General features: G+C 40.4%; 14 protein-coding genes. All 14 read left to right on the plus strand.

All coding sequences use genetic code 11. The annotated features are described in order from the left end of the window. Nucleotides 1-7: 7 nt before the first annotated feature. The 14 genes from ispE to ACSVDJ_RS00335 all read left to right on the plus strand — a co-directional run bounded on the left by ispE (nt 8) and on the right by ACSVDJ_RS00335 (nt 14,854). Nucleotides 8-877 carry a 4-(cytidine 5'-diphospho)-2-C-methyl-D-erythritol kinase gene (ispE, locus tag ACSVDJ_RS00270; RefSeq protein ID WP_439170989.1) on the plus strand — a complete coding sequence of 290 codons (870 nt, stop codon included), beginning with the start codon at nt 8-10 and terminating at the stop codon, nt 875-877. Nucleotides 878-944: 67 nt separating this feature from the next. After that, nucleotides 945-1,778 (plus strand): pur operon repressor, encoded by an 834-nt coding sequence (purR, locus tag ACSVDJ_RS00275; protein ID WP_439170988.1) that lies wholly within the window; start codon nt 945-947, stop codon nt 1,776-1,778. 12 nt (nt 1,779-1,790) lie between these two features. Then, the gene (locus tag ACSVDJ_RS00280; RefSeq protein WP_439170987.1) at nt 1,791-2,165 is read left to right on the plus strand and encodes a RidA family protein; all 375 of its coding nucleotides are present in this window, start codon (nt 1,791-1,793) and stop codon (nt 2,163-2,165) included. Nucleotides 2,166-2,296: 131 nt separating this feature from the next. After that, nucleotides 2,297-2,590, plus strand: coding sequence for a septation regulator SpoVG (gene spoVG / locus ACSVDJ_RS00285; protein WP_041101893.1), 294 nt, complete (start codon nt 2,297-2,299; stop codon nt 2,588-2,590). A 196-nt stretch (nt 2,591-2,786) separates the two neighbouring features. Further along, entirely contained in the window at nt 2,787-4,160 is a 1,374-nt protein-coding gene (glmU, locus tag ACSVDJ_RS00290) for a bifunctional UDP-N-acetylglucosamine diphosphorylase/glucosamine-1-phosphate N-acetyltransferase GlmU (protein ID WP_439170985.1), read from the plus strand. Between the two features lie 13 nt (nt 4,161-4,173). Then, nucleotides 4,174-5,133 carry a ribose-phosphate diphosphokinase gene (locus ACSVDJ_RS00295; RefSeq protein ID WP_439170984.1) on the plus strand — a complete coding sequence of 320 codons (960 nt, stop codon included), beginning with the start codon at nt 4,174-4,176 and terminating at the stop codon, nt 5,131-5,133. A 150-nt stretch (nt 5,134-5,283) separates the two neighbouring features. After that, a complete protein-coding gene (locus tag ACSVDJ_RS00300) occupies nt 5,284-5,880 on the plus strand; it encodes a 50S ribosomal protein L25/general stress protein Ctc (protein ID WP_439170983.1) in 597 nt (198 codons plus the stop codon). A 369-nt stretch (nt 5,881-6,249) separates the two neighbouring features. After that, complete coding sequence (gene pth / locus ACSVDJ_RS00305) at nt 6,250-6,810, plus strand: aminoacyl-tRNA hydrolase (protein WP_439171011.1); 561 nt, start codon at nt 6,250-6,252, stop codon at nt 6,808-6,810. Nucleotides 6,811-6,883: 73 nt separating this feature from the next. Next, nucleotides 6,884-7,114, plus strand: coding sequence for an anti-sigma-F factor Fin (gene fin, locus ACSVDJ_RS00310; RefSeq protein ID WP_439170982.1), 231 nt, complete (start codon nt 6,884-6,886; stop codon nt 7,112-7,114). A gap of 107 nt (nt 7,115-7,221) precedes the next feature. Continuing rightward, nucleotides 7,222-10,737 carry a transcription-repair coupling factor gene (mfd, locus tag ACSVDJ_RS00315; protein WP_439170981.1) on the plus strand — a complete coding sequence of 1,172 codons (3,516 nt, stop codon included), beginning with the start codon at nt 7,222-7,224 and terminating at the stop codon, nt 10,735-10,737. A 120-nt stretch (nt 10,738-10,857) separates the two neighbouring features. Beyond that, nucleotides 10,858-11,394 (plus strand): stage V sporulation protein T, encoded by a 537-nt coding sequence (spoVT, locus tag ACSVDJ_RS00320; protein ID WP_439170979.1) that lies wholly within the window; start codon nt 10,858-10,860, stop codon nt 11,392-11,394. 97 nt (nt 11,395-11,491) lie between these two features. Next, nucleotides 11,492-13,084 carry a putative polysaccharide biosynthesis protein gene (locus ACSVDJ_RS00325; RefSeq protein WP_439170977.1) on the plus strand — a complete coding sequence of 531 codons (1,593 nt, stop codon included), beginning with the start codon at nt 11,492-11,494 and terminating at the stop codon, nt 13,082-13,084. Between the two features lie 24 nt (nt 13,085-13,108). Then, entirely contained in the window at nt 13,109-14,572 is a 1,464-nt protein-coding gene (yabN, locus tag ACSVDJ_RS00330) for a bifunctional methyltransferase/pyrophosphohydrolase YabN (RefSeq protein ID WP_439170975.1), read from the plus strand. An 18-nt stretch (nt 14,573-14,590) separates the two neighbouring features. Continuing rightward, a complete protein-coding gene (locus tag ACSVDJ_RS00335) occupies nt 14,591-14,854 on the plus strand; it encodes an RNA-binding S4 domain-containing protein (RefSeq protein WP_439171010.1) in 264 nt (87 codons plus the stop codon). Nucleotides 14,855-14,878: the final 24 nt, after the last annotated feature.

The raw sequence follows: 14,878 nt of genomic DNA on the forward strand, positions 1-14,878 counted from the left end.
GCCGATAGTGAAGATAATGATGAAAGCACCAGCGAAAATTAATTTAACACTCGACGTATTACATAAACGAGACGACGGATATCATGAAGTGGAAATGATTATGACAACTGTCGATTTAGCCGATCGCATAGAGTTGGAACCTTTACCAGGAGATGAAATCCGCATTATTTCGCATAATCGTTTCGTTCCTGATGATAGTCGAAACCTTGCTTATCAGGCGGCCAAACTTCTGAAAGACCGCTTTAACGTTCGTTCTGGCGTAGCGATTGGAATTGAAAAGGTGATTCCAGTAGCAGCTGGACTTGCGGGAGGTAGCAGCGATGCAGCTGCTACATTGAAAGGGTTAAATCAGTTATGGAAGCTTGGACTCAGTTTAGATGAATTAGCTGAAATTGGGGCTGAAATTGGCTCTGACGTCTCTTTTTGCGTATATGGAGGAACAGCCTTGGCCAAAGGTAGAGGTGAGAAAATTCAACATTTGCCTCCTCCACCGAATTGTTGGGTAGTTCTCGCCAAACCAACGATTGGTGTATCAACGGCTGAAGTGTATAAAAATTTGAAGCTAGATGGATTGAAGCATCCCGATACAAAAGCAATGCTACAAGCAATTGATGCACAGGATTATGAGAGTGTATGTACAAATATGGGAAATGTGTTAGAGTCGGTTACTTTAAATATCTATCCAGAAGTAGCTCTCATTAAAGAGCAAATGGAGCGTTTCGGTGCTGATGCCGTATTAATGAGCGGCAGTGGTCCGACGGTATTTGGACTGATTCAGCACGATTCGAGAATGCATCGAGTGTATAATGGCTTAAGAGGATTCTGTGATCAAGTGTATGCTGTGCGGTTGTTAGGAGACGGAAATCCTGTTGATTAAACCCGTATGTTAGGATATATTTAAAATTAAATATTCGGTTTTACTCCTTAGGAGGGCAGAAGTAAACATGAAGTTCCGTCGAAGTGAACGTTTAATTGATATGACGCATTATTTATTGGAACATCCGCAACAGCTCGTTCCTTTAACTTTTTTTGCAGAGCGCTATGGTTCAGCTAAATCGTCGATTAGTGAAGATTTAGCGATTGTGAAAGAAACTTTTGAGCAGCGTGGGATTGGTACGTTACAAACGGTTCCTGGCGCGGCAGGTGGCGTGAAATATTATTCTAAAGTAAGTGAAGCGGAAGCACGTGAGTTTATCGCTCGCATATGTGAACAAGTAGAAAAGCCGGAGCGTTTGCTTCCAGGTGGCTATTTATACATGATGGATTTGCTTGGCCATCCTCAAGTGATTCATAAAGTAGGGAAGTTACTAGCTTCCGCTTATGCTGGGATGGAAATTGATGCGATCATGACCGTAGCAACGAAAGGGATTCCTATTGCTCATGCGATTGCTTCTCATCTAAATGTTCCGGTTGTTGTCGTTAGACGAGATAGTAAAGTAACAGAAGGGCCTACTGTGAGCATTAATTATGTCTCAGGGTCGACAAAGAGAATTCAAACGATGGTGTTGGCGAAACGTAGCTTGAAAGAAGGGGCTAAAGTACTTCTGGTCGATGATTTTATGAAAGCAGGCGGCACGATTAACGGCATGATGAGCTTGCTTGAGGAATTCAACGCGACCGTTGCGGGAATTGCTGTACTAGTGGAAGCTGAGCATGAGGATGAGCGGCTGGTTGAGGATTATATTTCGCTCGTTAAATTGCAAGATGTTAACGTGAAAGAACAAGCCATTTCGGTAGTGGAAGGGAATTATTTTTCAAGAAATATTGATTTTTCATAAGGGGAGATTAGGATGAGAACTGTATCGACTGAAAAAGCACCTGCAGCCATTGGACCATATTCACAAGGGGTATTAGTGAATAATTTGTTTTTCAGCTCTGGACAAATTCCGTTAACGGCTGAAGGCCAAATGGTAGAGGGAGATGTCGCTGCTCAAACGCACCAAGTATTTGCTAACTTACAAGCGGTGCTGCAAGAAGCAGGAGCCTCTTTACAAACGGTCATTAAAGCAACTGTATTTTTAGCTGATATGGAGGATTTTGCTGTTGTTAATGAGGTGTATGGGCACTATTTTGCCGATCATAAGCCAGCGCGATCTTGTGTAGAAGTAGCCAGATTACCAAAAGACGCAAAAGTTGAAATCGAAGTAATTGCACTCGTGAAATAATCACGAGTGTATTTTTTTGGCAAATAACAAAAATATTTCAAACTTTTTCTTAAAAAAAGAAGGAATATTAAAAATATTATTGAATTACTAGTTTAAGCTTTTTATATAGGGGGAAAGGGTGGTGAAACAGAATGGAAGTCACTGATGTGAGATTAAGACGTGTAAATACGGATGGCCGAATGAGAGCGATTGCATCAATTACATTAGATAATGAATTTGTTATTCATGATATTCGTGTGATTGATGGCAATAACGGACTATTTGTTGCAATGCCAAGTAAACGTACGCCAGATGGCGAGTTTCGTGATATTGCTCATCCGATCAACTCCAACACACGCGGTAAAATCCAAGATGCTGTTTTAGCAGAATATCACCGATTAGGGGAATTGGAAGAAGTAGAATTAGAAGAAGCAGGAGCTTCCTAAAAAAAATCAATCGCAACAAGAGCCGACGTCTAAGGTACGGCTCTTTTTTCATTTGAACGACTAAACCGTAAAAAATCCCTCCTCCCTTCCTCTACTTTCATCAAGGACAAAAAATTGTCACTTTATCAGTATCTTGAAATGAAAGTCTTTTTAAGATATATTCAATATGGACAAAAAGGTTATAGGGGGACCCCAAATGACGAATATTTATGCTGTCATTCTTGCTGCAGGTAAAGGTACACGTATGAAGTCTAAGCTTTATAAAGTGTTACATCCAGTTTGCGGTAAACCGATGGTGGAACATGTAATAGATCAAGTTTCAAATTTACATACAGAAAAGATTGTCACGATTGTTGGTCATGGAGCAGAAGAGGTTAAGGGCTATCTTGGCGACAAAAGTGAATTTGCTTTGCAAGCAGAGCAGCTTGGTACGGCTCATGCGGTTAGGCAAGCTGAAGATATTCTTGCAAAAGAAGAGGGTTGTACTCTTGTCGTATGTGGGGATACTCCATTGATTAAGTCGGAAACGATGGAAGCACTTGTGAAATATCATCAAGAGCAAGAAGCGAAAGCAACCATTTTGACAGCCTATACAGAACAGCCAGATGGCTATGGTCGAATTATCCGGAGCCAAGAAGGAACGGTAGAGCGGATTGTCGAGCATAAAGATGCCTCTGCTGATGAACGACAAGTGAAAGAAATTAACACAGGTACGTACTGTTTTGATAATCGAGCTTTATTTGAAACATTAAAGCAAGTATCAAATGATAACGTTCAAGGTGAGTATTATTTACCAGATGTCATTGAAATCTTGAAGGATGCGGGCGAAAAGGTCACTGCTTATCAGACGCAAGATTTCGATGAAACACTTGGCGTGAATGATCGAGTCGCGTTAAGTCAGGCGGAGAAAATCATGCGTGAACGGATCAATAGTAACCATATGCGTAATGGAGTGACTTTAATCAGTCCTGAAAATACGTATATCGGTCCTGATGTAACGATCGGGTCAGATACAATTATTCACCCAGGAACGGTTCTTTCAGGTCATACAGCGATTGGTGAAGACTGTCAGATCGGTCCAAATAGTGAAATTAACAACTGCCAAATTGGCGATCGTACAACGATTCGTCAATCGGTTGCTGCAGATAGCGAAATTGGTTGTGACGTAGCGATCGGTCCATTTGCACATATCCGTCCGGCTTCAAAGATTCACGATGAAGTCAAGGTAGGAAATTTTGTGGAAATTAAGAAATCGGTCTTTGGGAAAGGCAGCAAAGCTTCTCATTTAAGCTACATTGGCGATGCTGAAGTAGGAAGCGATGTTAACATCGGATGTGGTTCAATTACAGTGAATTACGATGGGAAAAATAAATTTTTAACGAAAATAGAAGATGGTGTATTCATCGGCTGTAACTCAAATCTTGTCGCACCTGTCACGGTAGGAAAAGGTGCTTATGTGGCGGCAGGTTCAACGATTACAGAGGATGTTCCTGGAGAATCGTTATCGATTGCTCGCTCACGTCAAGTCAACAAAGAAAATTACGTTCAAAAACTAAACCTAAACAAATAAGCGGAGGCCCATTATGGATAACCAGTATTTAGACCCAAACTTAAAATTATTTGCTCTTAACTCTAATCCAGCTCTAGCAAAAGAAATCGCTGATTCTATTGGAGTTGAATTAGGAAAATGTTCTGTTAAACGCTTCAGTGACGGAGAAATTCAAATCAACATCGAAGAGAGTATCCGTGGCTGTGACGTTTATGTGATCCAATCCACAAGCGGCCCTGTAAATGATAATTTAATGGAAACGTTGATCATGATTGATGCCTTAAAACGAGCATCCGCTAAAACGATTAATATTGTCCTTCCGTATTATGGCTATGCGCGTCAAGACCGTAAAGCGCGTGCACGTGAACCAATTACGGCGAAACTTGTTGCGAACTTACTTGAAACAGCAGGAGCAACTCGTGTTATCACTTTAGATTTACATGCACCACAAATTCAAGGATTCTTCGATATTCCAATCGATCACTTAATGGGTGTACCCATTCTATCTGATTACTTTAAAGGAAAGAATATTAGCAGTGAAGATATTGTCATCGTATCTCCAGACCACGGTGGCGTAACTCGTGCGAGAAAGATGGCAGACCGCTTAAAAGCACCGATTGCGATTATTGATAAGCGTCGCCCTCGTCCGAATGTAGCAGAAGTAATGAACATTGTCGGTAACATTGATGGAAAAATTGCGATTCTAATCGATGATATCATTGATACAGCTGGAACGATCACTTTAGCTGCAAGTGCGTTAGTAGAAAATGGAGCGAAGGAAGTATACGCTTGCTGTACGCATCCAGTTCTTTCAGGACCAGCGATTGAGCGCATTCAAAACTCTAACATTAAAGAGCTTGTTGTAACAAACTCTATTGCTTTACCAGAAGAGAAAAAGATCGATAAAGTTGTTGAATTATCCGTTGCTTCTTTAATCGGTGAAGCGATCGTACGCGTTCATGAAGAGCAATCAGTAAGCACATTGTTTGATTAATACACTCAAAAAAGAGCCTGTTGAAGGGCTCTTTTTTTCATGAAAAAAAGAATAATGCTTTTTATGTTTAAAGGTATTATTTAAGGGAATACATAAAAGGGAGTAAGTTGTCATAAATAGAAAAATAAAACAGAAAGGTGAGTTTCTCTAATGAGCGCATTACTTGAAGCAAAAAAACGAAACAATTTTCAAAAATCGGGGTTAACGCAACTTCGTAATGAAGGTGGTTTTCCTGCGATCGTGTATGGTAAAGGAGTCGATAGCGAGTCTATTTACGTAGACGAAGGAGCCTTCTTCAAGGTGATTAAAGAAGTAGGGCGTAACGGTGTTATTTCTTTAGCGATGGAAGGAAAAAAATATAATGTCGTATTGCAAGATTATGATCAAGATCCGATCAAGAATCATATCGTTCACGCTGATTTCCTAGCAGTCGATTTATCTTCTGAAATGACGGCTAATGTGCGAATTGATCCAGAAGGTGAAGCTATTGGTACAAAAGAAGGTGGTGTACTTCAACAACCACTGTTTGAGTTATCAGTGACAGCTAAAGTAAGTGAATTCCCTGAACATATCACGATAGATGTGTCAAATTTGGCTATCGGTGATGTCATTGCTGTTAAAGATATTCGAGATCACTATTCTTTCGAAATCAATCATGAAGATGACGAAACTATTCTTTCTATTTTAGCTCCTCGTTCGGCAGAAGATGATGTGACGGAAGAACAAGCAGAAGCAGCTAGCGAATAATATAGATAAATGATGATGTCTCTAAGGGGCAGATCTACAAGGCTCATATCTAATTTAGATATGAGCCTTGTAAGGTAAGTAGTTCATTTTTTGTGGAGAGAAAAAATGAACTAACATTATAAATAGAGTGCTAAATCAAAAAAGTTTTTGTATATCGTGACAGAACGCAAGGTAGATTGTCCAATTCCAATTTGTAAGGAAGGTTGTGAAACAGTATACTTAGAGCAAATGGTGCTTTAGTTTAATAAAGAAATATTGATAATTACAAAATGCTTGGAGTTGAACTATATAATTTCTATCATTTGTGAGTTATACTTAAAATTACATAGCTTCAATTGGATAGTTAAGAAGGAATTTGAGGTGCAGATGATGAAATTAATAGTAGGCCTTGGGAATCCAGGCTCTAAATATGAAGGCACAAGGCATAATATTGGCTTTGATATAATCGATGAACTAGCAGAACGCTTTCAAACTCCGCTCACAGAAGCGAAGCATAAAGGCGTTTATGCGGTCGTTCGTAAAGGAACGGAGAAGATGATTCTTCTTAAACCGCTTACATATATGAACTTATCAGGTGAAAGCATCGGTGAAGTGATGCGATACTATAATATTGATGTCGAAGATCTACTCGTTATTTATGATGATTTAGATTTGCCTGTCGGTAAGATTCGTCTCCGTCAAAAAGGCAGTGCTGGAGGGCATAATGGTATTAAGTCGACCATTGCTCACGTCGGTACGCAGCAATTTAATCGAATTCGCATTGGGATCGATCGTCCAACACCCCCAATGAAAGTATCTGATTATGTACTAGGACGATTTACTGCGGAAGAACAAGCAAGCATGAAGAGTGTGATTACTACAAGTGTTGATGCAGTAGAAGCATGGATTGATCAGCCGTTTCTTGAAGTGATGAACAAATTTAATCAATAAGTGAATAAATGTCGTCTGTCGTGCCTATACTAAATTTAATTATTGATGCAGTGGGTAGCGAGGAGGAAGACAGATGGCTATTCATTATTTTTGCCGTCATTGCAATGCCCTAGTTGGTTCGCTTGATCAATCTGTGATCTCTACTAAACAGTTAGGCATTCACGCACTGACGGATCATGAAAGAACGGACATGATCCAGTACGATCAAGATGGAACGATGAAGATTAAAATAATATGTGAGGATTGTCAGGAATCCCTTGAAAGGAATCCTGATTTCCATGAATATGATTATTTTATACAGTAAGTAGCTTTGGATACCGATCCAAAGCATTTTTCTGTTTGAATTGTCGGAACAGTAGAAAGAGCTTACGCTGCAACAGGGATTGGTAGTTAAAAGGGGAGGAACTGTGTGTGAATAGTTTACAAAATATATTTTTACAAAATCAAGATATCCAAGTGTTATTTAGCGGGCTATCAGAGGGCTTAAAGGAGCAGTTAGCCGCCGGATTGACCGGATCTTCAAGAGCATTATTGATTGCTTCAGCCTATCAACAGACGAATAAGCCGATTATGGTGATGACTTATAATTTGCTACAAGCTCAAAAGCTATATGATGATCTTCTGCAATTTACTGATGAGCAGGAGGTGTATTTGTATGCCTCCAATGAGCTCATTGCGGCGGAAATCAGTGTAGCTAGCCCTGAACTTCGCGCCCAAAGAATCGAAGTGTTAAACCACATCGTTAAAGAGAAAAAGGGAATTTATATCGTTCCTATTTCTGGACTTCGTAAATTATTGCCGCCAAAGCATGAATGGGCGGCGTTACAAAAACAACTGATGGTTGGAGAAGACGTTGATTTAGATCAAATGATCAATGAGTTAGTGCATATGGGTTATCAGAGAGTGGATATGGTCGATGGTCCAGGTGAATTTAGTTTGCGTGGTGGAATTATTGATATTTATCCGCTGACATTAGAAGACCCTGTGAGGATCGAACTGTTTGATACAGAAGTTGATTCTATTCGCACATTTTCCATTGAAAATCAGCGTTCATTAGAAAATAAACAATCGATTATGATCAGTCCTGTAACGGAAACTCCTTATCAGCCTGTTCATTTAATCAGGCTTGCTCAGAGGATTGAACAGGCGTTAGAGGAATCTTTAAAGAAGGTCAAAAATGAAGAGACTCAAAAGCTATTAAAAGAAAATATCCACGCGGAAATGGAAAAGTTAAAGCAAGGACAGAGCATTGACGGTTTGTCGAAGTATACGGAGATTATGTATGAAGAGCCGATGAGCCTCATTGACTATTTGCCGCAAGATGGTCTCGTGTTTTTCGACGAAGTGAGCCGTATTAAAGAGCTGAATGACTCGCTAGAGCAAGAGGAAGCCGAGTGGTATACGTCTTTACTGGAGGAAGGAAAGATCGTCCACGGTATGAAGCTTTCTTACTCATTTGCTGAAGTGAAGGAAAAGATTAAGCAGCCAATCATTTATCTTTCGTTATTCATGCGAAAAGTTGCGGGGACAAACCCGGAGAATGTCATTAAATTTTCTAGCCGTTCGATGCAAAATTTTCATGGGCAAATGAATGTTCTTCATACAGAAGTCGAACGGTGGAAAAAGCTTGGCATGACGGTAGTGTTTCTAGGTGAGACTGAAGAACGAATGAAAAAAATAGCAACGGTTCTCGCAGATTACGAGATTGAGGCCACACTTTCTTCTGGAAAAAATATGGTGACGGAGCAAGCGATTCAAATCGGTTTAGGCTCGTTAACGGCAGGCTTTGAATTTTCCGAACAGAAATTAGCCGTTGTCACTGAGCAGGAGTTGTTTAACAAGAAAACGAAGCGGAATAAGAGCCGTCAAAAGCTCTCTAATGCTGAACGGATTAAAAGCTACTCTGAGCTTAAGCCTGGTGATTATGTCGTTCACGTCAATCACGGGATCGGGAAATACTTAGGTATTGAAACACTAGAAATGAAAGGTGTTCATAAAGACTACTTAAATATTAAATATCAAGGAACGGATCAATTATATGTACCAGTGGAACAAATCGAATTGGTCCAGAAATACGTCGGTTCAGAAGGGAAAGAGCCGAAAGTATATAAGCTTGGTGGGAGCGAATGGAAGCGAGTCAAAAGTAAAGTACAATCCTCTGTTCAAGACATTGCGGATGATTTAATTAAGCTGTATGCGGAAAGAGAAGCGGCGAAAGGATATGCGTTTTCTCCGGATGGTGATATGCAGCGCGAATTTGAAACCGCTTTTCCATATGAGGAAACAGAAGATCAGCTTCGATCAATCCAAGAAATTAAACAGGATATGCAAAAGGAACGACCGATGGATCGTTTGCTATGCGGAGATGTTGGTTATGGCAAAACAGAGGTGGCGATTCGAGCTGCTTTTAAAGCGATAGCAGATGAGAAGCAGGTGGCGTTTCTTGTGCCGACCACAATTCTTGCTCAACAGCATTATGAGACGATGCTAGAACGCTTTCGTGATTTTCCGATCAACGTCGGTTTATTAAGTCGTTTTCGATCAAAGAAGCAACAAACAGAGACATTAAAAGGGCTGAAAAGCGGAACGGTTGATATTGTCGTCGGTACGCACCGTTTGTTATCAAAAGATGTACAATATCATGAACTCGGTTTACTTATTGTGGACGAGGAACAGCGTTTTGGTGTCACTCATAAAGAAAAAATCAAAAAACTAAAAACAAATGTCGATGTATTAACATTAACGGCAACACCAATTCCACGAACATTACATATGTCGATGCTAGGTGTTCGCGATTTATCCGTCATTGAAACACCGCCGAAAAACCGCTTTCCGGTGCAAACATTTGTGGCTGAAAATAATCCTGCACTTATGAGAGAAGCGATTGAGCGAGAACTGGCACGGGATGGGCAAGTCTTTTATTTATATAATCGAGTAGAGGATATTGAAAGAAAAGCAGAAGAAATTTCGATGCTCGTTCCAGATGCGAAAGTAGCATATGCTCATGGACAGATGACAGAAAGAGAGCTAGAAGCCGTCATTTTAAGCTTTTTAGAAGGCGAATCTGATGTGTTAGTGACGACTACAATTATCGAAACAGGCGTAGATATTCCGAATGTAAATACATTAATTGTTCATGATGCCGATCGAATGGGGCTTTCCCAACTGTATCAAATTAGAGGGCGTGTCGGACGCTCCAGTCGTGTTGCTTATGCCTATTTCATGTATCGCAAAGATAAAGTGCTTTCAGAAACAGCAGAAAAGCGTTTAGAAGCGATTAAAGAATTTACCGAGCTAGGGTCGGGCTTCAAAATCGCGATGCGCGATTTATCGATTCGTGGCGCAGGTAATTTACTAGGTGCTCAGCAGCATGGATTTATCGATTCTGTCGGTTTCGATTTATACTCTCAAATGCTGAAGGAAGCAGTAGAACAAAAACGAGGCGTCGATGAACAGAATAAGGCGCCATTGTTTGAAATAGAACTATCGATTGATGCGTATATTCCAGATACTTATATTAAGGACAGTCAGCAGAAAATCGAAATGTATAAGCGTTTCCGTAGCGTGGATTCATTAGAAGAAGTAGCAGAGCTGAAGGAAGAAATTATCGATCGTTTCGGTGAATACCCTCGTGAAGTAAATGATTTATTTAGAGTGGCAGAAATGAAAGTATACGCGAGCTTTGTTCAACTCGAAAAAATTAAGCAAGAAAAAGAGCTAGTCACGATTTGGATGAGTGAAGTCGGTACGCAGCAAATCGATGGCTCTAAAGTATTTGAAATTTGCCATAAACACGGTCGTGCCGTAGGGCTAGGTATGGAAAGTAATCAGTTGAAAGTCACGATTAATATTAAACAGCTGACGGATGAAGCGTGGTTTACGATGGCCTATGATATCATTCAAAATCTTGAACAGGCTAGAAAATAATCATCAAAATGCATAGAACTTCCCAGATGAAAGATAATAACATCAATGTGACAGGAATATCGATGAAAATCGCTTATTCATTGTCCTAAAAAAATCATCTGATGAAAGTGAGGCAACAAGATGAAAGCAACTGGTATTGTTCGTCGAATTGATGATTTAGGGCGGGTTGTTATTCCAAAAGAAATCCGTCGTACGTTAAGGATACGAGAAGGAGACCCGCTAGAGATTTTCGTTGATCGTGATGGAGAAGTCATTTTAAAGAAATACTCCCCAATTAGTGAACTAGGTGATTTTGCTCAAGAATATGCTGAAGCATTACATGACAGTCTCGATAGCAGTGTATTGATTTGTGATCGCGATGTCATTATTGCGACCGCTGGTGTAGCGAAAAAAGAATATATGAATAAAAATGTAGGACCATTAATTGAGTCGGCGATCAGTGAGCGCCAGCCAACGTTAAATAACCCTAGTGGTTCGGTTGAAATTATCGACGGACGTGAAGAAGAGGTGCAATCGTATACGGTCGCTCCGATCATTGCTAACGGGGATTCCATTGGGCTCGTCTTAATTTTTTCAACGGAGAGAACGATGAGTGAAATAGAGAAGAAATCAGCTGAAACTGCCGCCAGCTTTTTAGCGAAACAAATGGAACAATAGCAAGGAAAGGAAGCAGTAAAAAAACGAGCTGCTTCCTTTTTTTGTTGAGATCATTTACATTTGTAATAGTTTGTTTAGAAGGGCTAGGTGTCATTCATTGACAAATGGGGATCAAAAGTCTTTTATGCGCGGCGCTATTATTTTAACGATAGCGGCGATTTTTGTGAAAATTTTGAGTGCAGTTTACCGTGTTCCTTACCAAAACATTGTCGGGGATGTCGGTTTTTATATTTATCAGCAAGTGTACCCGTTATACGGAATAGCTGTTGCTTTATCTACTTATGGTTTTCCAGTTATTATTTCTAAGTTAGTAGCAGAAAGAGAAGGAAATCGTCTGTATGTAGAGACGATTGCTCGATTGTCATTCACTATTATTGGTGTGTTAGGTGTAATATTATTCACTGTGATCTTTTTTTGTGCTGATACAATAGCGAAATATATGGGAGATATGGGACTAACTCCGATGATTCGGATCGTTGCTTTTTCCTTTTTACTCATGCCGTTTATGACGGTATGGCGTGGAGCTTTTCAAGGCGTAGGAGATATGGTTCCGACAGCGATCTCACAAGTGGTGGAGCAACTGATTCGGGTAGGAGGCATACTGCTATTTTCTTATTTGATGATCGAAAAAGGGCATTCGCTATATGTAGCAGGTGCTAGCGCCATGGTCGGTTCGTTAGCGGGCAGTCTAGCCGGAATGTTCGTGCTATATGTGTTTATACGGAAGCGCCATTCTACTATTAAGCTTAGTTTGCTTAGAAAGAATGAATTTTATAAGAGAGAAATGCGTTTATTAGTCGTTCAAGGCACTGCTATTTGCGTATCGGGTATGATGCTCGTGTTGCTTCAGTTGGTGGACTCATTTCAATTATATAGTGGGCTTACTCAAGCCGGATTTGGCGACTTAGAAGCGAAAGTCGCCAAAGGGATTTATGATCGCGGTCAACCGCTGCTCCAGCTTGGAACGGTAGCGGCGGTGTCACTATCATTGACGCTCGTTCCGCTTGTGACAGCCGCTTTTCAAAAGAATCAGCAACAGCAAGTGAGGGAATATATGCGGCTTGCTGTAAAGGTAAGTGTCACTATCGGGCTAGCAGCTACTGTCGGTTTGATCAATATTATGGATGCCGTCAATACAATGCTGTTTGAAAACAGCGAAGGCTCTTTCGTACTGTCGATTTTTTGTATGTCCATTTTATTTAGCTCGGTGATCTTAACTTTTTCAGGAATCTTACAAAGTATAAATAAAGATATCATTCCTGCTTTAGCGGTAGTCATTGGGGTGTTTGTTAAGTATATTGGAAATATGCTACTTGTTGCTTCGTATGGAACAGCGGGTGCTGCGATCTCTACTGTTCTTGCTCTAGGCGTTATTATGATCGTTCTTGCTTTATATATTCGCAAGCAATTGAAAATGCCATTTATCCAGACAACCTTTTTATATAAAGCATTATTCTCTATGCTAATCATGACGGTAGCTTTACAAATCTGGCGAGTGGTAGTAGAAAACCTCTTATTTGCACATGATATGGACCGTCTACAAATGACGATTCTTGCACTGAGTAGCGTGGCCGTAGGTGCGTTTGTATTTATTCATACAATGATGAAAGTGAACTTATTTACAGAAGAAGAATGGAGGCAAATTCCTTTTGGAGACAAGCTGAGAGGAATGAGTCAGAAAAGGAAATAAAATTAAGGAAGAGAGTGGTAAAGCATGACTTATTCGATTACAATTGTTGGTCTTGGAGCGGGGGAGCTGGATCAATTGCCTCTTGGTGTATACAAATTATTAAAGCGAACGAACAAGGTGTATGCACGAACGATCGCTCACCCAGTAATTACTGAACTTCAAGCAGAGGGAGTATCGTTTGAAAGCTTTGATGATGTATACGAAAAACATGATCAATTTGAAGCAGTGTATGAAGAAATTGTAGCTGAGTTGATTTCGGCGGCAACAAAGGAAGAGGAAGTGGTATATGCCGTTCCCGGTCACCCAATCGTCGCAGAAAAAACGGTGCAATTGTTGTTGGAAAAAGGGAAGTTACCGGAATGGGATATCTCCATCGCAGGCGGCCAAAGCTTTCTTGACGCTTTATTCACATCCATTGAAGCAGACCCGATCGATGGCTTTCAATTTTTAGATGGGACGGCTTTACATAGGGATGATATTAATATTTTTCAACATGTGGTCATTGCCCAAGTATATGATGCCTTTGTTGCCTCTGAAGTGAAACTGACTCTGATGGAAAAGTATGCGGATGAATATGAAGTGTATATCGTGACAGCTGCAGGTAGCTCAGAACAAGTCGTCAAGAAAATTCCTTTATACGAATTAGATCGTCAAGTAGAGCTCAATAATTTAACTTCGCTTTACGTCCCGCCAGTGAAAGAAGCGGAGAAAACGTATCGAGAGTTTGCAGTATTACGGCAAATTATCGCCAAGCTTCGTGCACCAGATGGTTGTCCATGGGATCGAGAGCAGACGCACGAGTCATTGAAAAAATATTTAATCGAAGAAGCGTATGAACTTCTTGAGGCGATCGACCGTCAAGATGATGATCATATCATTGAAGAACTTGGCGATGTCCTTTTACAAGTATTACTTCATGCTCAAATTGGTGAAGATGAAGGAATGTTTTCGATTGAAGACGTTATCGAAACGCTCGCTCAGAAAATGATTCGCCGCCATCCTCATGTATTTGGCGAAAAAGTAGTGGAGGGTTCGGAGCAAGTTGTGGCGAATTGGCAGGAGATTAAACAGCAGGAAAAAGGGACAAAGGAAACCGCTTTGCTTGATGAAGTAGCGAAAGGGTTACCGGCGTTGCTTCGTGCTTATGAACTGCAGAAGAAAGCAGCAAAGGTAGGGTTTGATTGGAAGGATGCTCAAGGAGCGCTCGATAAAGTAGCAGAAGAGTGGCAAGAGTTTCTTGTTGAAGTGAAGAGTGGCGACAAAGGTCGATTGCTTGAAGAGTTTGGTGATCTATTGTTTACTCTTGTCAACGTATCTCGCTTTTATGCGATTCACCCAGAGGAAGCGTTAATTGCTGTAAATGAAAAATTTTATCGTCGTTTTACTCACGTGGAAAAACGGGTAAAAGAGAGTAAGCGAGCATTTAATGACTATACGTTGGAAGAATTAGATGCCTTTTGGAATGAGGCAAAACAGCTCGGCTTATAAAGAAAAGGGGAGAGTATGATGAGATTAGATAAATTTTTAAAAGTATCACGAATTATTAAAAGAAGAACGTTAGCGAAAGAAGTAGCGGACCAAGGACGAATTATGATTAATGGCGTCGAAGCAAAAGCAAGCTCTAACGTAAAGCTTGGCGACGAATTGACGATTCGTTTAGGTCAGCGTCTACTCACCGTTCAAGTAGAAAAACTTCAAGAGACAACGAAAAAAGAGGAAGCAGCAGGGATGTACAAGCTGCTGAAAGAAGAAAGATTAAACGAGCAGTAAAGCTTCGTATCTTTATTACATAGT

Origin of the sequence: Bacillus sp. Hm123 (assembly GCF_051842975.2) — a bacterium.
GTDB lineage: Bacteria > Bacillota > Bacilli > Bacillales > Domibacillaceae > Bacillus_CE.

What these genes read in the sequence shown, in the direction of transcription:
- purR (WP_439170988.1), top strand. Translation starts at nt 945, where the DNA reads ATGAAGTTCCGTCGAAGTGAACGTTTAATTGATATGACGCATTATTTA.
- ACSVDJ_RS00280 (WP_439170987.1), top strand. Translation starts at nt 1,791, where the DNA reads ATGAGAACTGTATCGACTGAAAAAGCACCTGCAGCCATTGGACCATAT.
- spoVG (WP_041101893.1), top strand. Translation starts at nt 2,297, where the DNA reads ATGGAAGTCACTGATGTGAGATTAAGACGTGTAAATACGGATGGCCGA.
- glmU (WP_439170985.1), top strand. Translation starts at nt 2,787, where the DNA reads ATGACGAATATTTATGCTGTCATTCTTGCTGCAGGTAAAGGTACACGT.
- ACSVDJ_RS00295 (WP_439170984.1), top strand. Translation starts at nt 4,174, where the DNA reads ATGGATAACCAGTATTTAGACCCAAACTTAAAATTATTTGCTCTTAAC.
- ACSVDJ_RS00300 (WP_439170983.1), top strand. Translation starts at nt 5,284, where the DNA reads ATGAGCGCATTACTTGAAGCAAAAAAACGAAACAATTTTCAAAAATCG.
- pth (WP_439171011.1), top strand. Translation starts at nt 6,250, where the DNA reads ATGAAATTAATAGTAGGCCTTGGGAATCCAGGCTCTAAATATGAAGGC.
- fin (WP_439170982.1), top strand. Translation starts at nt 6,884, where the DNA reads ATGGCTATTCATTATTTTTGCCGTCATTGCAATGCCCTAGTTGGTTCG.
- spoVT (WP_439170979.1), top strand. Translation starts at nt 10,858, where the DNA reads ATGAAAGCAACTGGTATTGTTCGTCGAATTGATGATTTAGGGCGGGTT.
- yabN (WP_439170975.1), top strand. Translation starts at nt 13,109, where the DNA reads ATGACTTATTCGATTACAATTGTTGGTCTTGGAGCGGGGGAGCTGGAT.
- ACSVDJ_RS00335 (WP_439171010.1), top strand. Translation starts at nt 14,591, where the DNA reads ATGAGATTAGATAAATTTTTAAAAGTATCACGAATTATTAAAAGAAGA.